16 protein-coding genes and 1 riboswitch are annotated in these 20,573 nt (G+C 61.8%); of the genes, 9 read left to right on the plus strand and 7 right to left on the minus strand.

Annotated elements, in window-relative coordinates:
• Positions 1-14: 14 nt before the first annotated feature.
• Complete coding sequence (gene ubiC, locus EDY99_RS18985; protein ID WP_033651214.1) at positions 15-530, minus strand: chorismate lyase; 516 nt, start codon at positions 528-530, stop codon at positions 15-17.
• A 392-nt stretch (positions 531-922) separates the two neighbouring features.
• Between ubiC and EDY99_RS18990 the strand changes: the two genes are divergently transcribed.
• From EDY99_RS18990 to EDY99_RS19000, 3 genes are read left to right on the plus strand one after another with little or no spacing between them, the layout of a single operon-like run.
• Entirely contained in the window at positions 923-2,305 is a 1,383-nt protein-coding gene (locus EDY99_RS18990) for an MFS transporter (protein ID WP_123061997.1), read from the plus strand.
• 24 nt (positions 2,306-2,329) lie between these two features.
• On the plus strand, positions 2,330-3,331 hold the full coding sequence (locus EDY99_RS18995; protein WP_033644401.1) for a LacI family DNA-binding transcriptional regulator: 1,002 nt from the start codon (positions 2,330-2,332) through the stop codon (positions 3,329-3,331).
• A 21-nt stretch (positions 3,332-3,352) separates the two neighbouring features.
• On the plus strand, positions 3,353-4,336 hold the full coding sequence (locus EDY99_RS19000; RefSeq protein ID WP_089195236.1) for a nucleoside hydrolase: 984 nt from the start codon (positions 3,353-3,355) through the stop codon (positions 4,334-4,336).
• A gap of 55 nt (positions 4,337-4,391) precedes the next feature.
• Here EDY99_RS19000 and malM read toward each other — a convergent pair whose 3' ends face one another.
• The 4 genes from malM to EDY99_RS24965 all read right to left on the minus strand — a co-directional run bounded on the left by malM (position 4,392) and on the right by EDY99_RS24965 (position 8,790).
• Complete coding sequence (gene malM, locus EDY99_RS19005) at positions 4,392-5,297, minus strand: maltose operon protein MalM (RefSeq protein ID WP_033644398.1); 906 nt, start codon at positions 5,295-5,297, stop codon at positions 4,392-4,394.
• 97 nt (positions 5,298-5,394) lie between these two features.
• Entirely contained in the window at positions 5,395-6,684 is a 1,290-nt protein-coding gene (locus EDY99_RS19010) for a maltoporin (RefSeq protein ID WP_025304461.1), read from the minus strand.
• 32 nt (positions 6,685-6,716) lie between these two features.
• A complete protein-coding gene (malK, locus tag EDY99_RS19015; RefSeq protein ID WP_016930284.1) occupies positions 6,717-7,826 on the minus strand; it encodes a maltose/maltodextrin ABC transporter ATP-binding protein MalK in 1,110 nt (369 codons plus the stop codon).
• Entirely contained in the window at positions 7,819-8,790 is a 972-nt protein-coding gene (locus tag EDY99_RS24965) for an alpha-amylase family glycosyl hydrolase (protein ID WP_033651344.1), read from the minus strand. Before EDY99_RS24965 ends, malK begins: the two co-directional genes overlap by 8 nt.
• 358 nt (positions 8,791-9,148) lie before the next feature.
• Between EDY99_RS24965 and malE the strand changes: the two genes are divergently transcribed.
• From malE to malG, 3 genes are read left to right on the plus strand one after another with little or no spacing between them, the layout of a single operon-like run.
• A complete protein-coding gene (malE, locus tag EDY99_RS19025) occupies positions 9,149-10,342 on the plus strand; it encodes a maltose/maltodextrin ABC transporter substrate-binding protein MalE (RefSeq protein WP_033651209.1) in 1,194 nt (397 codons plus the stop codon).
• A gap of 57 nt (positions 10,343-10,399) precedes the next feature.
• A complete protein-coding gene (malF, locus tag EDY99_RS19030) occupies positions 10,400-11,977 on the plus strand; it encodes a maltose ABC transporter permease MalF (protein ID WP_047573502.1) in 1,578 nt (525 codons plus the stop codon).
• A gap of 11 nt (positions 11,978-11,988) precedes the next feature.
• Positions 11,989-12,879 carry a maltose ABC transporter permease MalG gene (malG, locus tag EDY99_RS19035; RefSeq protein ID WP_033651207.1) on the plus strand — a complete coding sequence of 297 codons (891 nt, stop codon included), beginning with the start codon at positions 11,989-11,991 and terminating at the stop codon, positions 12,877-12,879.
• Between the two features lie 85 nt (positions 12,880-12,964).
• Here the strand turns inward: malG and psiE are convergent, their stop codons facing one another.
• Positions 12,965-13,372 (minus strand): phosphate-starvation-inducible protein PsiE, encoded by a 408-nt coding sequence (gene psiE, locus EDY99_RS19040; RefSeq protein WP_015379238.1) that lies wholly within the window; start codon positions 13,370-13,372, stop codon positions 12,965-12,967.
• Between the two features lie 225 nt (positions 13,373-13,597).
• Between psiE and EDY99_RS19045 the strand changes: the two genes are divergently transcribed.
• Positions 13,598-15,031: a capsule assembly Wzi family protein gene (locus EDY99_RS19045; RefSeq protein ID WP_089195237.1), complete on the plus strand. Its 1,434-nt coding sequence runs from the start codon at positions 13,598-13,600 to the stop codon at positions 15,029-15,031.
• Between the two features lie 61 nt (positions 15,032-15,092).
• Here EDY99_RS19045 and pgi read toward each other — a convergent pair whose 3' ends face one another.
• Positions 15,093-16,739 carry a glucose-6-phosphate isomerase gene (gene pgi / locus EDY99_RS19050; RefSeq protein ID WP_033644392.1) on the minus strand — a complete coding sequence of 549 codons (1,647 nt, stop codon included), beginning with the start codon at positions 16,737-16,739 and terminating at the stop codon, positions 15,093-15,095.
• Positions 16,740-16,968: 229 nt separating this feature from the next.
• On the opposite strand from pgi, the gene EDY99_RS19055 reads away from it, so the two are divergent.
• A complete protein-coding gene (locus EDY99_RS19055; protein ID WP_004936687.1) occupies positions 16,969-18,777 on the plus strand; it encodes a sodium:proton antiporter in 1,809 nt (602 codons plus the stop codon).
• A gap of 52 nt (positions 18,778-18,829) precedes the next feature.
• Positions 18,830-19,024, plus strand: a riboswitch (Lysine riboswitch).
• 108 nt (positions 19,025-19,132) lie between these two features.
• Complete coding sequence (gene lysC / locus EDY99_RS19060; protein ID WP_033644389.1) at positions 19,133-20,500, plus strand: lysine-sensitive aspartokinase 3; 1,368 nt, start codon at positions 19,133-19,135, stop codon at positions 20,498-20,500.
• Positions 20,501-20,573: the final 73 nt, after the last annotated feature.

Consider the following 20,573-nt stretch of genomic DNA (forward strand, 5'->3'; position numbering starts at 1 on the left):
CTTGCTCTCCTCTCTTATGCGGGAACCGCTGAATACAGCGGCGAAGCCGGTAAAAACAGTTCGGTCAGCAGCAGCGGCTTGCCCGCCAGCCGCAGCCGTGAACGACGCGCCCACAGCGCGTCCTGCCGGCCGATATGGATATAGTCGCGGGTCAGATCGCCGCTGCTGAACAGATAGCGCCCGAGCGGCAGCGTCCCCAGATCCACCAACGCCTGATCGGGGCCGGTCAGCGTATGTTCCGGGATCACCGTGCGCCCCAGCAGCCAGGGCTGGTCGTCGCCCAGCAGCACCACTTCGCGCAGCCAGTAGCGCGGGCTGTCGGGCAGGTGGTTCGCCTCGTCGCCCAGCGCCTCGCGCGTGACGAAGCATTCGCGCTGCGGTTCAACGCGCACCTGGGCGCAATGGCGTTCAAATCGGCGGGTCATGGAGCCTAACTCCATCAGCCAGTCGCTGACGGCGGCGGGCGCCGGAGGATCCTGTTCGGATAACCACTCCAGCGGCGGCAGGATGGAATCCCTGATGCCAGACATTGCTTTACTCCTCGCCTGAACCGCAGCCGGTACGGCGCGCCAGACGATACAAACTGTTAACAGGCCCCCATTGTAGCGCAGAAATGCGAAAGCGGCAGGCTGATTCGTGGCGAAAACGGCAGGCCTATCGGCCGGAAAAACCGGGGTTCTGTCATCTTTTTGCCATCCGCATTCTCTATCTTCATTTCCCGGCGCGCTGACGATTCTGTGATCGCCCGCAAAGTTTCAGCTTCCTCGCGTTGTGTTATCTACGCGCGTAGATACCCTGATACAGCAGCGTTGAATCGCCATGCGTCCGACATGATTTGTCGGCACACCTTTGTTGCCGGCACCAGGGAAACCATCTTTAACCGCGCCCCTCCAGGCGCAGAACAAAAGAGGATAGCACTGCCATGAGCGAAACAACGCTTGCCCCTTCACAGACCGCCGACGCCGCGCTGGTGGCCGATGAACGCCTGGCGACCAAAGAGGGGCGCAGCCAATTTTGGCGCGCCACCTTCTCCTGCTGGCTCGGCACCGCCATGGAATACGTCGACTTCGCGCTGTACGGCCTGGCGGCCGGCATGGTGTTCGGCGACGTGTTCTTCCCGGAAGCCACGCCGCTGGTGGCGCTGCTGGCCAGTTTCGCCACCTACTCCGTCGGCTTCGTCGCGCGGCCGATCGGCGCGCTGGTGTTCGGCTGGATCGGCGACCGCAAAGGCCGCCGCGTGGTGCTGATCACCACCGTGGCGCTGATGGGCCTCTCCACCACGCTGATCGGCCTGATCCCGTCCTATGCGCAAATCGGCGTCTGGGCGCCCGCCTGCCTGGTGATCCTGCGCTTCGCGCAGGGGTTCGGCGCCGGTGCGGAGCTGTCCGGCGGCGCGGTGATGCTGGCGGAATACGCGCCGGCCAAGCGGCGCGGGCTGGTGGCGTCGATCATCGCCATCGGCTCCAACAGCGGCACCCTGCTGGCGTCGCTGGTATGGCTGCTGGTGCTGCAGCTGGACAAGGAAGACCTGATGAGCTGGGGCTGGCGCATTCCGTTCCTCGCCAGCATTCTGATCGCCGGGGTGGCGCTGTACCTGCGCCGCCACGTGCGGGAAACGCCGGTGTTCGAACGCGAGCTGCAGCAAAACCACCAGCGCATGCTGGACGCCGCCCAGGCCGCGCCGGATACGCGCAGCTACCTGCAACGTACCAAAGCGTTCTGGGTGATGCTCGGCCTGCGCATCGGCGAAAACGGCCCTTCCTACCTGAGCCAGGGCTTTATCGTCGGCTACGTCGCCAAGGTGCTGATGGTCGATAAATCGGTGCCGGCGCTGGCGGTGTTGATCGCCTCGCTGTGCGGTTTTCTGGTGATCCCGCTGGCCGGCTGGCTGTCCGATCGCTTCGGCCGCCGCATCACCTACCGCTGGTTCTGCCTGCTGCTGGTGCTGTACGCCTTCCCGGCGTTCTGGCTGCTCGACAGCCGTGAACCGGCTATCGTCATCTCGGTGATCGTGGTCGGCATGTGCATCGCGTCGCTGGGGATCTTCGGCGTTCAGGCGGCCTACGGCGTCGAACTGTTCGGCGTGAAGAATCGCTACTCCAAGATGGCGTTCGCCAAAGAGCTCGGTTCGATCCTCTCGGGCGGCACCGCGCCGCTGATCGCCACCGCGCTGCTGTCCGGTTTCGGTCACTGGTGGCCTGTCGCCTGCTATTTTGTTGTAATGGCGGCCATCGGCTTAATCACCACCTTCTTTGCTCCCGAAACCCGCGGCCGCGATCTCAACCTGCCGCAGGATGCCGCGTAGCGAGAAGGCGAACAGGACCTCAATTTGGATAATCACTCCGCGCGACGCGTTACCCGCGCCGACGTGGCCCGCGTAGCGGGCACCTCCGTCGCCGTGGTCAGCTATGTGATCAACAACGGCCCGCGCCCGGTGGCGGAAGCCACCCGGCTGCGCGTGCTGGCGGCGATCGAGCAGACCGGCTACCGGCCGAACGACATCGCGCGGGCATTGGCCTCCGGCAGCACGCAAACCTACGGGCTGGTGGTGCCGGATATTTCCAACCCGTTCTTCGCCACGCTGGCGCGGGCGCTACAGCAGGAGGCCTTCAGCCGCGGCCGCGTGCTGCTGCTGGGCGACGCCGGCGATGACCGGCAGCGCGAGTATGAGCTGATCAATAACCTGCTGCGTCGCCAGGTCGACGGCCTGCTGTACACCAGCGTCGATCGCCATCCGTGGTTCGAGCTGATCCGCGCCTCCGGCACGCCCTGCGTGATGATAGACACTATCGACAGCCAGGCCGGCGTCTGCGCCATCCGCGTCGACGAGCGCGACGCCGCCTGCCAGGCGACCCGCCATCTGCTGCAGCACGGCTATCGCGACATCGGCATTTTTATCGGTCCGCTAACCATGCTCAACGCGCAGGATCGCCTGAACGGTTGGCGCGATGCGCTGCTGGAGGCGGGCATTGCGCCGCGCGACGAGTGGATTTTCGAGGCGCCTTACACCCGCCAGGGCGGCTACCAGGCCACCCAGCGCATGGTGCAAGGCCCGCGCCCGCGCGCCGTTTTCACCTCCAACGAGCAGCAGGCGCTCGGCTGCCTGTCGGCGCTGGCGGAGCATGGGTTGCGCGCGCCGGACGATCTGGCGCTGATCTGTTTTAACGGCACGCAGCAATCCGAATTCAGCGTGCCGCCGCTCAGCGCGGTCGAGCAGCCTATCGACGCCATGGCCAAGCGGGCCATCGCCATGCTGGCCGCCGGTGCCGCGCCCGCCGAGCTGCATGAATTCGCTTTTCAACTGCGCATCCGCCGCTCGTGCGGCTGTTAGCGGTTTTTCAGGACACCTTCTATGCGTTTGATCATTGATTGCGATCCCGGCAACGGCGTTCCCGGTGCCAACGTCGACGACGGCCTGGCGCTGGCCCTGGCGCTGGCGGCCAAACCGCAACTGCAGCTGGAACTGATCAGCATCGTGGCCGGCAACACCCCGCGCGAAGTGGGCTTCGCCGTCGCCAGCGAGCTGCTGGCGCAAAGCGGCTACCAGGTGCCGGTCGCCCTCGGCGCGGCGCGCGCACTGAGCGAGCCGCCGGAGCCATGGCGCGCGCATCTGGACAGGCCGATCGCCGATCCCAAGCTGGCGGCGCTGTGGCGCGACTTGCCCGCGCCCTCACTCGCCAACGCGCCCGCACCGGACGCCGCCATCGCCATCGGCGAGCTGATCTGCCGCCATCCCGGCGAGATAACGCTGGCGGCGATCGGCCCGCTGACCAACGTTGCGCACGCCATGCAGCTGTACCCGCAGATGGCGCAGGCGGTGAAAGAGATCGTGATCATGGGCGGCGTGTTCAACGTCGAGGGATACATCAAGGACACCAATTTCGGCCTGGATCCGGAAGCCGCGCGGCTGGTGCTGAACAGCGGCGCCGCTATCACGCTGGCGCCGCTGGACGTCACCACCCAGACCATGCTGACCCAGGCGGATCTGGCCGCACTGACGCAGCCGGATACGCCGCTGTGCCGCTATTTGCGCGCCACCACGCAGCCGTGGATCGACTATTCGCGCCATACGCGGCGCCTGCCGGGCTGCTGGATCCATGATGCGCTGGTGATCGCCTGGCTGCTGGCACCGCAGCTGGTCACGACCGAGATGTTCCATGTGGATGTGGCGCTGGAAGGGGCGCTGACGCGCGGCAGCTCACGCCGTTGGCGGCCGGACAGCCTGCGCCTGACGGTCGGCATGCCGCCGCCGCAGGGCAAGCCGGTGCGCATCATGCAGCAGGTCGATAACGCCCGTCTGCTGGCGTTGATCGGCGCAACGCTGGCCCGCGGATGAAAAAAGGTGCGCCAAAGCGCACCAATCATCGAGCCAGCATCGGCAGCGTCGGGTGTTACCCCTTGCCTTTTACGCTGCTGATAAACGTTTTACGCGCAGTGGTCGAGCCCAGTTTCTCGGCCTCATTCATCAGTTTCAGCGCCTTGTCGATATCGCCCGCCTTCACCGCCTGCTTGATGCCGTTATTGAAGTAACTTTCGGTATCGTTGAGCATCGGCTCCGCCGGTTTCTCCGGCGTCGGTGCAGGCGCCGCCACGGTGGCCGGTGCGGTTGATCCCACCACCACCGGCGCCACGGTCGGCGCAGGCTGCAGCATGCCGATCATCACGTTGCCGGTGCCCTGTTCCGCGGTCACCTTGAGCTTCAGCGTGCCGGTCGTCGCGTGGCCGGCGATCGGATCCGGGATATCCGGCACTGCGTTGCCCACGCCCTGTGCGTAGGCCTTGGCCGGGTTAGTCAGCTGCGTGGTTTTCGCCAAATCCTGACGGGTGGTGTACACCAGCAGGTAAATCTGTTTTTGACCGAGCGCCGGCGTCAGTTTCAACGTGCCTTCGAGGCGATCGGAGGACATCGCCCCCGGCGGCTGGTAAGGGAAATAGCTGCTCGGGTAATACGCCGCCGGGCGTAGATGCTCGTCCAGCACCAGCACGCTCGGCGCGTACAGCGAATTGTTCTTGGCGAGGCTGCTCAGCGTCACTTCCAGCGAACCGCGATCGGCCGGCAGCGTATAGGCGGCGATCGCCCCCTGAATGTCGCCCTGATTGAGCTGCGGGCTAACGGCGTCGAGCTTCACTTCTTGCGACACCGGCGGTTGCAGCGGCTGCCACGGCAGGCTTTGCAGCGTGGCGGCGCTGATGGCCGGGGCGACGGAAACGTTGGCCGGCGTATCGGCGTTGGCCGCCAAAGGCGCGCCGACGGTCAGCGCCAGCGACAGGCAGAGTGACAGCAGATTCTTTTTCATCGTTATATCCTCTTTCAGCACCGCGGCGGATCAGGCAAGAGATCGGGCCGCGGCGAATGCGGTTGGGGGAGAGCCGGCGGCCCTCCCCGTCCTGTCGTTACCACCAAATTTCCATCTGGGCGCCGAAGGTGACTTCGTCATCCTTGCCGCGGCTGAAGGTATGCATGCTGGTGTCGTTGTAAGCGGTGCCGGCGTTATACCCGGTGTCATCGCCGGTGGCGTAGCCCCACTTCTCGTCCCACTTGGCGTAGGTGGCGAACAGGCGGATGGCCGGACGCGACCAAATGCTGTTGCCCGCCTGCCATTGCTGCGCCAGGGTCACTTTATACTGGCCGTTGCGATCGCCGGTGCGCTGAGATTTGACGTTGTCGTAGCCGGCTTCCAGCAGGGTGCTCATGATCGGCGTCCATTTGTACATCGGGCGCACGCCCACGGTGTACCAGGTGGTGCCGTTGTTGTTGTCGCGGTCGATATCCTGGAACATGGCGACGTACATCAGCGCCCACTGATCGTTGAAGTCGATGGCGCCGTGATCCAGCACGCGGATCATCTTGCCGTTGTTATCGATGGTGGCGCCTTCGTTGCGGCCGTTGTTCTGCGAGGTCATCGAGTCGGTGGCGTACTGCAGCACGAATTTGTTGTAACCGTTCAGGATGCTTTGCGTGTGTTCGGCGGTGAACATCCAGCCGTCTTTGCTGGCGCCGTCGGCCAGGCGGTAGTTATCCTGCGCATTGGCTCGGCCGTAGTCCACGCCCAGCTCCAGGGTGCCGCCCGGGTTCAGCTCCAGCCCGGCCAAGCGCACGTCGAAGGTATCGTTGACGGTCGGACGCTGTTTCCATTCGTTATCCAGGTAGCCGTAAGAGCCGCCGGATTCCGAGTTGCGGGTCACGGCGGCGGACAGCTTGCCGAAGCCCAGATCGATGTTTTCCAGACCGGCGCCCGGGCCGGAGATATCCCAGTAGTAGAAGTCGATCATGTGAACGTCATGACGCTGATAGAAACGCTTACCGGCCCACAGCGTGGAGCCCGGCAGCCACTCGATCAGGTTTTTACCCTGCACGTTCACTTCGCGAAAGCCCGGGGTCACGTCTTCCCAGTCAGAACGCTGCGAGACCGAGTAGGCCAGGTTGGTGTCGAAATAGAAGCTCTTGTCGCCCTCTTTCCACACTTCCTGCCCCAGTTTCAGTTCGGCGTAGGTTTCGCACTCGTTGCCGAGACGGTATTTGCTCGCGGCGCCGGTGGCCTTGAAGCACTGTTGCTCACCGCCGCTGCCGGTCCAACCGATGCCGGAACGGGCGTAACCGTGGAAATCCACGGCCAGCGCCTGAGTAGAGAGAACACCGGCGGCGACAGCCAGTGCCAGAGGAAGTTTGCGCAGAGTAGTCATCATTATTCTCCTGTTATACCGACTTTGATGCTTTAAACGCCCGGCTCCTGGTGCAGCCGTTTACATGCCGTACCGTCTTCACGGAACAGGTGGCAGCGGTGAGGCGGCAGGCCGATGGCGAATGTGGCACCTTCTTCTACCAGCACCACGTCATTCTGGCGGTACACCAGGTTTTGACGGATGGCCGGGATTTGGATATGGATTTGCGTCTCGTTGCCGAGCTGCTCCACCACCTGCACGTCGCCGGTAAGCCGCACTTCAGAGGCTTCGCCGGGCAGCAGATGTTCAGGGCGAATGCCCAATGACAGGTTGGCGCCGGGTTGGACGCCCGCGCCTTCCACCGGCAGCCAGACCAGCTGGCGGTTGGGCAGTTCGACCTGCACCTGTCGCGGCTCCGCCGCGGTGACCTTGACCGGCAGGAAGTTCATCTTCGGTGAGCCGATAAACCCGGCGACGAAGCGGTTGGCCGGGTAGTGATACAGCTCCAGCGGCTTGCCGACCTGCGCCACGCGACCGGCGTCGAGCACCACGATCTTGTCGGCCAGCGTCATCGCTTCGACCTGATCATGGGTGACGTAAATCATGGTGCGCTGCAGGCGCTTGTGCAGACGGGAGATCTCAATGCGCATCTGCACCCGCAGCGCGGCGTCGAGGTTGGACAGCGGCTCGTCGAGCAGGAACACGTCCGGCTCGGCCACCAGCGTGCGGCCGATCGCCACGCGCTGACGCTGCCCGCCGGACAGCGCCTTCGGCCGCCGATCGAGCAGGTGCGCCAACTGCAGCACCTCGGAAACCTGGTTCACCCGTTGATTGATTTCCGCTTTCTTGGCGCCGGCCAGCTTCAGGCCGAAAGACATGTTGTCCGCCACCGACAGGTGCGGATACAGCGCGTAAGACTGGAACACCATGCCGATGCCGCGCTCGGAAGGCGGCACTTCATTCATGCGTTTCTCGCCGATCAGCAGGTCGCCGGAGGTGATGTCCTCCAGCCCGGCGATCATGCGCAGCAGCGTCGATTTGCCGCAGCCCGACGGCCCGACAAACACCACAAACTCGCCGTCTTCGATGGTCAGATTGACGTCTTTGGAAATCACGGCCTCACCGAAGGCCTTATAAACGCTGCGCAGTGTCACGCTAGCCATGCGTTACTCCCCTGCTTTCGCAGTTAACATGTCGTGTGAAAATGGCGGAGGCAAAGCCCGCCAAAACCCATTGATGACCCTCTTGCTGCGCGCCGTGCTGCCATGCCAACGGCAAGGTCGCCTCAGACGGCGCGGCCGCCTGAGTATAAGGCTGCAGGTTTATCAGCGCTTCAAGGCATTGATCCTGATGGGTAATAAGTAAGCGCACCACGCCATCGCGCTGGCTGACCGCGCTCAGCTCGCCGCGCTGGAAAAGCGGCGAACGGCGCAGGGCCAGCAGCGTCTGGCAGTAACGCAAGGTGGAGTGGCTGTCGTGCTGTTGGCGACTGATGGCCAACGCGCGGTGTTCGATCGCCACCTGCTGATACCAGCTGATCTCCCCGGCGGTGACCTGTTCGGGGGCTTCATGCCACGGCATCGGCGTTTGCGCGCCGCGCGGATCCTGCAGGCCGGCGGCGTGCGGCAGCCCCAGCTCCTCGCCCTGGTACAGGCAGATCGGCGCCGGCAACATCGCCAGCAGCGTCAAAAAGGCGGCGGCGGAACGCAGGTCGCCCTGCCCCCAGCGGCTGACCACCCGAGGCTGATCGGCGTCGCCGGTGCTCCACAGGCTGTCCGCCAACGTGGCGCGGCGGGCATGCAGCACCGCCACCAGCTTTTCCGCGCTGAACGGCATCACGTCGAGCGCCAGCGCGCCGTGGGCGAACCGCTGCACGTCGGCGGCATGACGAACGCGATGGGCTTCGTCGGCGTACCACAGCGTCAGCCCTTCGCCCGTCACCGCCGTTTCGGCCTCCGGCGCCAGCGTCTGCGGCAGCAACAGACCGTCGATCGACAGCGCTTTCAGGTACGGCAGCGCCGCCAGCATGCCGTGCGCGTCGCCCACGCCGTCCCCGTTTCCGTCACGGAAACTGGCCGGATGGATCCGGTACAGGGTGGGCTGAGTGGCGATAGGCATTGACGACATAAATCCGGTATCCCTGCTGCGCGTGGCGTTAAAAATCAATGGGCCGATAGTGCGGGAGTCGCCGGAAAGGGTAATCATCCGTAACAGGATTTTTCATGGGGGAGGAGACGGGAGGATGAGAGAACGACCGCGGCGATGAGAAGTTCCGCGCTTAAGGCAAATCTGTGATCAAACCGGCAAAAATCGCCCCCCTATTTTGTGCCTGACGCCACAGAATAGAGCGCAACGTTAACTGGATCACACTCCTCATCTCTGGGGCGTAGAGGGGGGGAGGATGAGAATATGTCGCGTTGTGACCCACTATGATCGCGAAACGTCTCTCCTTGATTTATGTGCCCACAAAAAGAAGGACTGGATTATGACTCGCAGCATTACCCTCGCCCGTACGCTGGCGCTCTCGGCACTGGCTACTCTGGTGCTCTCTTCTTCCGCCTTCGCCAAGATAGAGGAAGGCAAACTGGTTATCTGGATCAACGGTGACAAAGGCTATAACGGCCTGGCCGAAGTCGGCAAGAAATTCGAAAAAGACACCGGCATCAAAGTCACCGTCGAGCATCCCGACAAGCTGGAAGAGAAATATCCGCAGGTGGCCGCCACCGGCGACGGCCCGGACATCATCCTCTGGGCCCACGATCGCTTCGGCGGCTATGCGCAGTCCGGCCTGCTGGCCGAAGTCCACCCGTCCAAAGCCTTCCAGGACAAGCTGTTCCCGTTCACCTGGGACGCCGTGCGCTATGACGGCAAGCTGATCGGCTACCCGATCGCCGTCGAAGCGCTGTCGCTGATTTACAATAAAGACCTGGTCAAACAGCCGCCGAAGACCTGGGAAGAGATCCCGGCGCTGGACAAACAGCTGCGCGCCAGCGGCAAAAGCGCCATCATGTGGAACCTGCAGGAACCCTACTTCACCTGGCCTATCATCGCCGCCGACGGCGGTTATGCCTTCAAGTATGAGAACGGCAAATACAACATCAAGGATGTCGGCGTCGCCAACGCCGGTTCGCAGGCCGGCCTGCAGTTCATCGTCGATCTGGTGAAAAACAAACACATCAACGCCGATACCGATTACTCGATCGCCGAAGCCGCGTTCAACAAAGGCCAGACCGCGATGACCATCAACGGCCCGTGGGCCTGGAACAACATCGAGCAGAGCAAAATCAACTACGGCGTGACGCTGCTGCCGACCTTCAAAGGCAAACCGTCCAAACCGTTCGTCGGCGTGCTGACCGCCGGTATCAACGCCGCCAGCCCGAATAAAGAACTGGCGACCGAGTTCCTCGAGAACTATCTGCTGACCAACGAAGGGCTGGCGGACGTCAACAAAGACAAACCGCTGGGCGCGGTGGCGCTGAAGTCCTACCAGGAAACGCTGGCCAAAGATCCGAAGATCGCCGCCACCATGCAGAACTCGCAAAACGGGGAGATCATGCCGAACATTCCGCAGATGAGCGCTTTCTGGTACGCCGAACGCAGCGCGGTGCTCAACGCCGTCAGCGGCCGCCAAACGGTGAAAGCCGCGTTGGACGATGTGCAGACCCGTATCACCAAGTAATGTCGTCGTGCGGGGCGCCGTGGCGCCCCGCCGTTGCTTCACAGAAAGGAACGCCCTATGCAATTCGCTCACGCCGGGACGCCCGCGCGTAAAAAATCGAAGTGGTGGCAAAGCGACGCGCTGAAATGGCTGGTGGTCGGCCTGTTCAGCCTGGTGACCTGCTACCTGATTGTGTTGATGTATGCACAGGGTGAATACCTGTTCGCCATCCTGACGCTGATCCTGGTCAGCGCCGGGCTTTACGTCTTCGCCAACCGCCGCGCCTACGCCTGGCGCTATGTGTATCCCGGCGTCGCTGGCATGGGATTGTTCGTCCTGTTCCCGCTGATCTGCACCATCGCCATCGCCTTTACCAACTACAGCAGCACCAACCAGCTGACGTTTGAGCGCGCGCAATCGGTATTGATGCAGCGTCAGTTCCAAAGCGGCAAAACGTTCACCTTCGGCCTCTACCCGGCGGAAAACCAGCAGTGGCGCCTGCAGCTGACCTCGCCGGACAGTGAACAGCCGCTGATTTCCGAGCCTTTCCGCCTCGACGCGACGCCGCCGCTCCCCCTGAAATTGACGGCCCAGAGCGCCGCGCCGCAGGGCGAACCCGCCACGCTGCGGGTGATCACCCAGAACCGGCAGGCGCTGAGCCAACTGGTGGCGCAGCTGCCGGACGGCGATGAATTGCGCATGAGCTCCCTGCGCCAGTTCTCCGGCACCCGTCCGCTGTATGCGCTGGACAAAGACGGCAGCACGCTGACCAATAACCAGACTCAGGTGCGCTACCGGCCGAACGGCGACATCGGCTTCTATCAGGCGATCAACGCCGACGGCGGCTGGGCGCAGGAAACCCTGAGCCCAGGCTATACCGTCACCACCGGCTGGAAAAACTTCCTGCGGGTGCTGCAGGACGAGGGCATCAAAAAACCGTTCGTGTCGATCTTCATCTGGACCCTCGTGTTCTCGGTGATGACGGTGATCCTCACCGTGGCGGTCGGCATGGTGCTGGCCTGCGTGGTGCAGTGGGAAGCGCTGAAAGGCAAGGCTATCTACCGCGTGCTGCTGATCCTGCCCTATGCGGTACCGTCGTTCATCTCGATCCTGATCTTCAAAGGCTTGTTCAACCAGAGCTTCGGCGAGATCAACATGATGCTCAGCCACCTGTTCGGCATCAAACCGGCCTGGTTCAGCGATCCGCTCACCGCCAAGAGCATGATCCTGATCGTCAACACCTGGCTCGGCTACCCGTACATGATGATCCTGTGCATGGGGCTGCTGAAGGCCATCCCGGACGATCTGTACGAGGCCTCGGCGATGGACGGCGCCAACCCGTGGCAAAACTTCTTCCGCATCACCTTCCCGCTGCTGATCAAGCCGCTGACGCCGCTGATGATCGCCAGCTTCGCCTTCAACTTTAACAACTTCGTGCTGATCCAGCTGCTGACCAACGGCGGCCCGGACATGATCGGCACCACCACGCCGGCCGGCTATACCGATCTGCTGGTCAGCTACACCTACCGCATCGCCTTCGAAGGCGGCGGCGGGCAAGACTTCGGGCTGGCGGCCGCCATCGCCACGCTGATCTTCCTGTTGGTGGGCGCGCTGGCGATCCTGAATTTGAAAGCCAGCAAGATGAACTTCGATTAGGGAGAATAACGATGGCCATGGTTCAACCCAAATCCCAGCGCCTGCGCCTGTGGATGACCCACATTTTGATGCTGTGCTTTATCGCCCTGATCATGTTCCCGCTGCTGATGGTGGTGGCCATCTCGCTGCGCGCCGGCAACTTCGCCACCGGCAGCCTGATACCGGAAACCCTCTCCTGGGATCACTGGCGGCTGGCGCTCGGCTTCAGCGTCACCCACGCCGACGGCAGCGTGACGCCGCCGCCGTTCCCGGTGCTGCTGTGGCTGTGGAACTCAGTCAAGATCGCGGCGATCACCGCCATCGGCATCGTGACGCTGTCCACCACCTGCGCCTACGCCTTCGCCCGCATGCGTTTTCGCGGCAAGAGCACGCTGCTGAAAAGCATGCTGATCTTCCAGATGTTTCCAGCGGTGCTGTCGCTGGTGGCGCTGTACGCCTTGTTCGATCGCCTGGGCCAGTACATTCCGTTTATCGGCCTCAACACCCACGGCGGCGTGATCTTCGCCTATATGGGCGGCATCGCGCTGCATGTCTGGACCATCAAGGGCTATTTCGAAACCATCGACAATTCGCTGGAAGAGGCGGCGGCGCTGGACGGCGCCACGCCGTGGCAGGCGTTCCGGCTGGTGCTCCTGCCGCTGTCGGTACCGATTCTGGCGGTGGTGTTCATTCTGTCGTTTATCGCCGCCATCACCGAGGTGCCGGTGGCGTCGCTGCTGCTGCGCGATGTAAACAGCTACACGCTGGCGGTGGGCATGCAGCAATATCTCAACCCGCAGAACTACCTGTGGGGCGATTTCGCCGCCGCCGCGGTGCTGTCGGCGATACCGATTACCGCCGTGTTCCTGCTGGCGCAGCGCTGGTTGGTGGGCGGCCTGACGGCCGGCGGCGTGAAGGGGTAATTTGTGCCACTGCAGTGCGTTTGATGTTTTTCCGCGATAGCGGCAATCCTGTGTCTTTGGCGGCCTTTGGCCGCCATTTTTATCGCTACTCCCGTTTCAGCCGATCGGTGTTGGCCAGATAGAGCGTCACCACCAGCACCAATATCGCCGCCGCATAGATCAGCGTGTCGATGGGATTTTTGTGATCCACGATAATCAAACGAATAATCGCGGTAATGCCGATATAAATAAAATAGCGCAGCGGGAAATGATAACCCGACTCAAAATACTTGACGATCAAGGCGATAAATTCAAAGTACAGAAAATAAATCACGATGCCTTCAATCAACAGGTAAGAGGACGACTCTTCGCTGTTGATAAATAACACCTTCGCCAGATGGATGGTTTCCTTGACCAGAAACACTACCAGAATTGCCGCCAGCAGCAACAGGCCCACGTTCAGCACTCGCTGCAGCCCTTTCGCTATCATTATCGAACGCGACGTTTTTGCCATAAAACCTCTCTCTGAATACCGCTTATATGATTCAAGCTTGCCAATATAGGCATTGTCCTAAAAATTACGCCCTTCGCGAAAGCACTTTAAACCCCATTTAATTCATAAAGTTATAATAAGATGTTTCTGGCTTATAGATTTGTAGCAAATCGAAATGTCAACTATCATGGGTCACAGAGATCTTTACATAAAACCAATAACCTCGAATTAACAAGGGAATTCTTTATGCGCGCTAAACTTAACGGACTGGTCGCTGCGGGCCTGTTTACCTGTGCATTGTCCGGCCACGCCGCCGGCCTGGTAGCCCCTGACAACGATCTGCGTAACGATCTCGCCTGGTTGTCTGACCGCGGCGTCATCAACGTCAGCCTGTCCACCTGGCCGCTGAGTCAGGAAGAGATCAGTTCCGTTATCGCGCAGGCCAAACCGGTCACCAATACCGAGAAAAACGTCATCGACCGCGTGCAACGCCGCGTTGACGCCCTGAAAGCCAACATCCGCGTCAGCGGTTACGCCTCGACCGATAAACCCGGTACCCCGCAGGGCTTCGGCCAAAACGAGTACGCCGACGATCGCCTGACCATCGGCGCCGGCGCCAACGGCGAGTTCTGGGACGTGCGTCTGCAGGGCTCGGTGGAAGGCGACCAGCGCGTCAGCGACGGCTCCAAATTCAATATGAACGGCTCCTACGGCGCGGTGAAAATCTGGAACCAATGGCTCTCCTTCGGCGAGGTCTCCCAGTGGTGGGGCCCGGGTTACGACGGCAGCCTGATCCGCTCCGACGCCGCGCGCCCGGTCGCCGGCTTTATGCTGCAGCGCGCCGACCAATCGCCGTTTGAAACCCCGTGGCTGTCGTGGATCGGCCGCTGGCAATACCAGTTGTCCGCCGGCCAGCTGTCGCAGTACAGTTCTGTACCGCACACCAAACTGATCGGCGGCCGTTTCACCATGATGCCGACTGACTTCCTGGAATTAGGGGCATCGCGCATCATGATGTGGGGTGGTGAAGGCCGTCCGCAGTCGTGGCGTTCCTTCTGGGATGGCGTAACTGGCAACGACAATACCGGCGATCCGAAAAACGATCCGGGCAACCAGTTGGGCGGCTTTGATTTCAAACTCAAGCTGCAGCCGCTACTCGGCATACCGGTCAGCTTATACGGTCAAGCCATCGGTGAAGATGAAGCCGGTATGCTGCCGTCGCATAATGCCTACTTACTGGGGCTGGAAGGCCATCCGGAATGGGGCCCGACCACCATCAACTGGTATATTGAAGGGGCGGATACACGTTCTGAATTCAGCACCAAGAATGTGATCTATCAACACTATGTTTATCGCGGCGGTTACTATCAGCAAGGCTACCCGCTGGGCCACGCCATGGGCGGCGACGGACAGATGCTGTCCGGCCGCGTCGAGCTGGTACTGGACGATAGCCAACGCTGGAGCACCCGACTGGTGTACGCCAAGGTGAACCCAAGCAATCAGAATTATAATAAGGCATTCCCGAAATCCGATACGCTGAAAGGCATTCAGCTCGGCTGGGGTTACACCTTCCCGTCACAGGTTAAGTTCGATACCAGCCTGTGGTACACCGACAGCGATCACAGCACCGCCGATGACGTGGGCGCGGGCGTCAGCTTCGAAGTGCCGATCAACCTGTAACTTTTCGCAGACGTAAAAAAACCCGCCGCGGCGGGTTTTTTTATTGGCTCAGATCAGGCGATTAGCGCCATTCCTTGAAGCGGTTGATCAGCGCATTGGTCGAGCTGTCGTGGCTGCTGATTTTCTCGCTGCCCGCCAGTTCCGGCAGGATGCGGTTGGCCAGCTGTTTGCCCAACTCCACGCCCCACTGATCGAAGGTGAAGATGTTCAGGATTGCGCCCTGGGTGAAAATCTTGTGCTCGTACAACGCAATCAGGCTGCCCAGGCTGAACGGGGTGATTTCACGCAGCAGGATCGAGTTGGTCGGACGGTTGCCTTCAAACACTTTGAACGGCGCCACGTGTTTGACCTGCTCAGGGGTTTTACCCTGCGCCGCGAACTCGGCTTCCACCGTCTCCAGCGACTTGCCGAACGCCAGCGCTTCGGTCTGGGCGAAAAAGTTGGACAGCAGTTTGGCGTGGTGATCGCCCAGTGGGTTATGGCTGATGGCCGGCGCGATGAAATCGCACGGCACCAGCTTGGTGCCCTGGTGGATCAGCTGGTAGAACGCATGCTGGCCGTTGGTGCCCGGCTCGCCCCAGATGATCGGGCCGGTCTGGTAATCCACCGGATTGCCGTTGCGATCGACATACTTGCCGTTGGATTCCATGTTGCCCTGCTGGAAGTAAGCGGCAAAACGGTGCATGTACTGATCGTACGGCAGAATGGCTTCGGTTTCGGCGCCGAAGAAGTTGTTGTACCAAATACCGATCAGCGCCAGCAGCACCGGCAGGTTTTTCTCCGCCGGCGTTTCGGCGAAGTGCTTATCCATGGCGTGCGCGCCGCTCAGCAGCTGCTCGAAGTTGTCGTAACCGATGGACAACGCGATCGACAGACCGATCGCCGACCACAGCGAGTAACGGCCGCCGACCCAGTCCCAGAATTCGAACATGTTGTCGGTATCGATGCCGAACTCGGCCACCGCTTTGCCGTTGGTGGACAACGCAGCGAAGTGCTTGGCCACGTGTTGTTGATCGACGGCGCTGCTCAGGAACCAGTCGCGCGCGCTGTGGGCGTTGGTCATGGTTTCCTGAGTGGTGAAGGTTTTGGACGCCACCAGGAACAGCGTGGTTTCCGGGTTCAGCGGCTGCAGCGTTTCGGCGATGTGGGTGCCGTCAACGTTGGAGACGAAGTGCATGTTCAGGTGGTTTTTATAAGGGCGCAGCGCTTCGGTCACCATGTAAGGGCCGAGATCCGAACCGCCGATGCCGATGTTCACCACGTCGGTGATCGGCTTGCCGGTGTAACCTTTCCACTCGCCGCCGATGACGCGCGCGCAGAACTGTTTGATCTTGGCCAGCACCGCGTTCACTTCCGGCATAACGTCTTTGCCGTCGACCAGGATCGGGCTGTTGCTGCGGTTGCGCAGGGCAATGTGCAGCACCGCGCGATCTTCGGTGCGGTTGATCTTCTCACCGGCGAACATCGATTTGATGGCGCCTTGCAGATCGGTTTCTTTCGCCAACGCCTGCAGCTTCTCCAGGGTTTCCTGCGTGATGCGGTTCTTGGAATAGTCCACCAACATTTGATCGTTGAAGGTCGCGGAGAACCTGGAGAAACGATCGCTGTCCTCGGCGAACAGGTCGGCGATCCGTACGTCTTTCATCTGTGCATAATGTTGCTGCAGGGCTTGCCAAGCAGCGGTTTGACTAGGATTGATATTTTTCATAGCAACACTCTTAGGCTTGAGAATAAAAATGACGCGTTTGTCCGATTGTAGCCTGTTCGACTGTGATTATGATCGCTTTTCTTGCGATAGGCGCTAACTGTCAACGCATTGCCGCCTCGTTTCAGCTTTCACTCTATACTTTTGGCTAACGGCCTGTTATCGGGGTTGCCGAATTGTCATCAGGCTGTGTCATCGTCGCTTATTTCGTCATTTGAAAGGGATCTCGCTTATGGAATTATCCGCCCCACTCATGTTGGTGCTTATCGGCCTGGCGTCGCTGCTGGCGCAGTGGCTGGCCTGGCTGCTGCGCCTGCCGGCCATCTTGCCGCTGCTGCTGTTCGGCATCGTGCTCGGCCCGACGGTGCATCTGGTGCAGCCGGATCTGCTGTTTGGCGATCTGCTGTTTCCGCTGGTGTCGCTGTCGGTGGCGATCATCCTGTTCGAAGGGGCGCTGACGCTGCGTTTCGAGGAAATTCGCGGCCTTGGCGGCGTGGTGCGCAATCTGGTCACCGTCGGCATGCTGGTCACCTTTCTGGTCATCAGCCTCGCCAGCTGGTGGCTGCTGGATTTCCCGCCGGAGCTGGCGGCGTTGATCGGCGCGGTGACGGTGGTGACCGGGCCGACGGTGATCGCCCCGCTGATGCGCGTCGTGCGGCCGAACGCCAATATCAACCAGGTGCTGCGCTGGGAAGGGATCGTCATCGATCCGGTCGGCGCCATCTTCACCCTGCTGGTGTTCGAGTTCATCGTGCTGAAGCAGAATGCGGAATCCTATACCCACCTGTTTTGGACGCTGGGCGTGACTGCCGCCGTCGGCCTGATCGCCGGCGCGCTGTTCGGCTACCTGCTCGGCCTGGCGCTGCGCCGCGTCTGGCTGCCGCGCTACCTGCAGAACCTGGCGGTGCTGGCGATCATGCTGACCGCCTTCGGCGTTTCCAACGCCATCGCCGACGAATCCGGTTTGCTGACCGTCACGGTCATGGGCATCTGGCTGGCCAACATGCGCGACGTGGATACCAGCGATATTCTGGCGTTCAAAGAGGAGCTGTCGGCGATCCTGATCTCGGCGCTGTTCATCATTCTGGCGGCGCGGCTCGACATCCAGGCGCTGTGGAACATGGGCTGGCCGCTGCTGCTGCTGCTGCTGGCGGTGCAGTTCATCGCCCGGCCGCTGTGCATCGCGGTGTCGACCTGGCGCTCTTCCCTGCACTGGCGCGATCGGCTGCTGCTGTGCTGGATCGCCCCGCGCGGCATCGTCGCCGCGGCGGTCAGCTCGCTGTTCGCGCTGACGCTGCAGCGCAGCGGCTATCAGGGCGCCGACCGGCTGGTGACCGTGGTGTTCGCCATCATCATCGGCACCGTGGTGTTGCAAAGCCTGACCAGCGGCATGATGGCGCGCTGGCTGCGGGTGCAGCAGCAGAAACCGCGCGGCGTGCTGATCGTCGGCGCCAACAGCGTGGCGCGCATGCTGGCGCAGGCGCTGATCAAGCTGAACGTGCCGGTGATCGTCACCGACAGCAGCTGGGAATACTACCGTCAGGCGCGCATGGACGGCATTCCGGCCTACTATGGCCACGCCTACTCCGAACACGCCGAGAACTATCTCGATCTGAGCAATATCGCCCAGGTGCTGGCGCTGTCGCCCAATCGTCACCAAAACGCGCTGGCCGTCTATCACTTCGGCCACCTCTTCGGCGAGGATCACGTGTTCGCCATTCGTTCGGGGGCGCCGTTGAAAGGGCGCGGCGCCAGCGCGGAAAGTTCGCGTTTCCGCCGGCACGAAATTTTATTTAATCAGGAAGCCACCTACGGCCGTCTGAGCAGCCTGCTCGCCAGGGGGGCCACCATCAAAGCGACCAAATTGAACGAAAATTTCGGTTGGTTGGAGTATTTGGAAAAACATCAGGGCGTTATCCCGTTATTCAGCCAAAAGGAAGACGGTTCTCTGCAACCGATTGGCGCCGGTTCCACGCCTGCGATGCCCTGTACGCTTATCGCGCTGGTGCAAGATGAAAATCCCTCACCGTCTGTACGTTGACAGAATGACGATAACCGGCTATTCCTAACAGCCTACTTGCGCACCCGGTGCGCAAGCCAGAAGAGGCGCGTCGCCCAGGTAGAGTGTCAGAGGAGCCGTTTCTCCGTTGACGGCACCCGAGGGGGAGCGACGCCGAGGTAGGGTAATGGCCGGCCATTATCGTATCGACTACAGGGGCTGAATCCCCTGGGTTGTCACCAGGGGATCGCCCGCAGGGCGATCGACAAGGTGGGGCGCTTCTGGGTGTATCGTAGCCTGACCTCTACGCCTGCCCCCTGTTTACCGCTCTCCCCTTGTGCCAAGGCTATGGAATTACAGTGCCCCCAAACGGGCATCCCTGACACGAGGTTTCTACATGAACCAAGCAGTACCCCAGAATTCCACCGTGGTAGCCAAGTTCGGCGGCACCAGCGTCGCCGACTTTGAAGCCATGAACCGCAGCGCCGACGTCGTGCTGGCCAACCCGCAGGTCCGCCTGGTGGTGTTGTCCGCCTCGGCGGGCGTCACCAACCTGCTGGTCGCCCTGGCCGAAGGTTGCGAGGCCGAGAAGCGCAACTACCAGCTTGATGAAATTCGTCGCATCCAGTACGCCATCCTCGATCGCCTCGCGGCACCTGCGGTGATCCGCGACGAGATAGACCGCCTGCTGGAAAACATCGCCATGCTGTCGGAGGCCGCGTCGCTGGCCACCTCGACGGCGTTGACCGACGAGCTGGTCAGCCATGGGGAGCTGATGTCCACCCTGCTGTTCGTTGAAATCCTGCGCGCCCGCAACGTGCAGGCCGAATGGTTCGACGTGCGTAAAGTGATGCGCACCGACGATCACTTCGGCCGCGCCGTGCCGGACAGCGCCGCGCTCAGCGAACTGGCGCAGGCGCAGCTGCAGCCGCGTCTGCAAGAGGCGCTGGTGGTCACCCAGGGCTTTATCGGCAGCGAACCGAAAGGCCGCACCACCACGCTCGGCCGCGGCGGCAGCGACTATACCGCCGCGCTGCTCGGCGAGGCGCTCGGCGTCGGCCGGGTGGATATCTGGACCGACGTGCCGGGCATCTACACCACCGATCCGCGCGTGGTGCCGGCAGCCAAGCGCATCGATAAAATCGGTTTCGAAGAGGCGGCGGAAATGGCCACCTTCGGCGCCAAAGTGCTGCATCCGGCCACCCTGCTGCCGGCAGTGCGCAGCGATATTCCGGTGTTCGTCGGCTCCAGCAAGGATCCGGCGGCCGGCGGCACGCTGGTGTGCAACACCACCGAAAACCCGCCGCTGTTCCGCGCGCTGGCGCTGCGCCGCAAGCAAACGCTGCTGACGCTGCACAGCCTGAACATGCTGCACGCGCGCGGCTTCCTGGCCGAGGTGTTCAACATTCTGGCGCGCCACAATATCTCCGTCGATCTGATCACCACCTCGGAAGTCAGCATCGCGCTGACCATGGACACCACCGGCGCCACCTCCGTCGGCGGCAGCCTGCTGACCACCTCGCTGTTGACCGAGCTGTCGTCGCTGTGCCGGGTGGAAGTGGAAGAAAACCTGGCGCTGGTGGCGATCATCGGCAACCAGCTGTCGCGGGCCTGCGGCGTGGGCAAAGAGGTGTTCGGCGTGCTCGATCCGTTCAACATCCGCCTGATCTGCTACGGCGCCAGCAGCTATAACCTGTGCTTCCTGGTGCCGGGCGAAGAAGCCGAGCAGGTGGTGCGCACCCTGCACCACAACCTGTTCGAATAAGTCATTATCCCTGATTGCGGGCGCAGCATGCTGCGCCCCTGCGTCTAAAAAATCCGTTCAAAACCGGCAGGGG

The sequence above is a fragment of the Serratia sp. LS-1 genome, assembly GCF_003719595.1.
GTDB lineage: Bacteria > Pseudomonadota > Gammaproteobacteria > Enterobacterales > Enterobacteriaceae > Serratia > Serratia ureilytica.

Coding starts and splice junctions, on each gene's coding strand:
- malK (WP_016930284.1), bottom strand. CDS start 7,826: ATGGCTAGCGTGACACTGCGCAGCGTTTATAAGGCCTTCGGTGAGGCC.
- pgi (WP_033644392.1), bottom strand. CDS start 16,739: ATGAAAAATATCAATCCTAGTCAAACCGCTGCTTGGCAAGCCCTGCAG.
- malM (WP_033644398.1), bottom strand. CDS start 5,297: ATGAAAAAGAATCTGCTGTCACTCTGCCTGTCGCTGGCGCTGACCGTC.
- EDY99_RS19010 (WP_025304461.1), bottom strand. CDS start 6,684: ATGACTACTCTGCGCAAACTTCCTCTGGCACTGGCTGTCGCCGCCGGT.
- ubiC (WP_033651214.1), bottom strand. CDS start 530: ATGTCTGGCATCAGGGATTCCATCCTGCCGCCGCTGGAGTGGTTATCC.
- malE (WP_033651209.1), top strand. CDS start 9,149: ATGACTCGCAGCATTACCCTCGCCCGTACGCTGGCGCTCTCGGCACTG.
- EDY99_RS19000 (WP_089195236.1), top strand. CDS start 3,353: ATGCGTTTGATCATTGATTGCGATCCCGGCAACGGCGTTCCCGGTGCC.
- EDY99_RS18990 (WP_123061997.1), top strand. CDS start 923: ATGAGCGAAACAACGCTTGCCCCTTCACAGACCGCCGACGCCGCGCTG.
- EDY99_RS19045 (WP_089195237.1), top strand. CDS start 13,598: ATGCGCGCTAAACTTAACGGACTGGTCGCTGCGGGCCTGTTTACCTGT.
- EDY99_RS19055 (WP_004936687.1), top strand. CDS start 16,969: ATGGAATTATCCGCCCCACTCATGTTGGTGCTTATCGGCCTGGCGTCG.
- EDY99_RS24965 (WP_033651344.1), bottom strand. CDS start 8,790: ATGTCGTCAATGCCTATCGCCACTCAGCCCACCCTGTACCGGATCCAT.
- malG (WP_033651207.1), top strand. CDS start 11,989: ATGGCCATGGTTCAACCCAAATCCCAGCGCCTGCGCCTGTGGATGACC.
- malF (WP_047573502.1), top strand. CDS start 10,400: ATGCAATTCGCTCACGCCGGGACGCCCGCGCGTAAAAAATCGAAGTGG.
- psiE (WP_015379238.1), bottom strand. CDS start 13,372: ATGGCAAAAACGTCGCGTTCGATAATGATAGCGAAAGGGCTGCAGCGA.
- lysC (WP_033644389.1), top strand. CDS start 19,133: ATGAACCAAGCAGTACCCCAGAATTCCACCGTGGTAGCCAAGTTCGGC.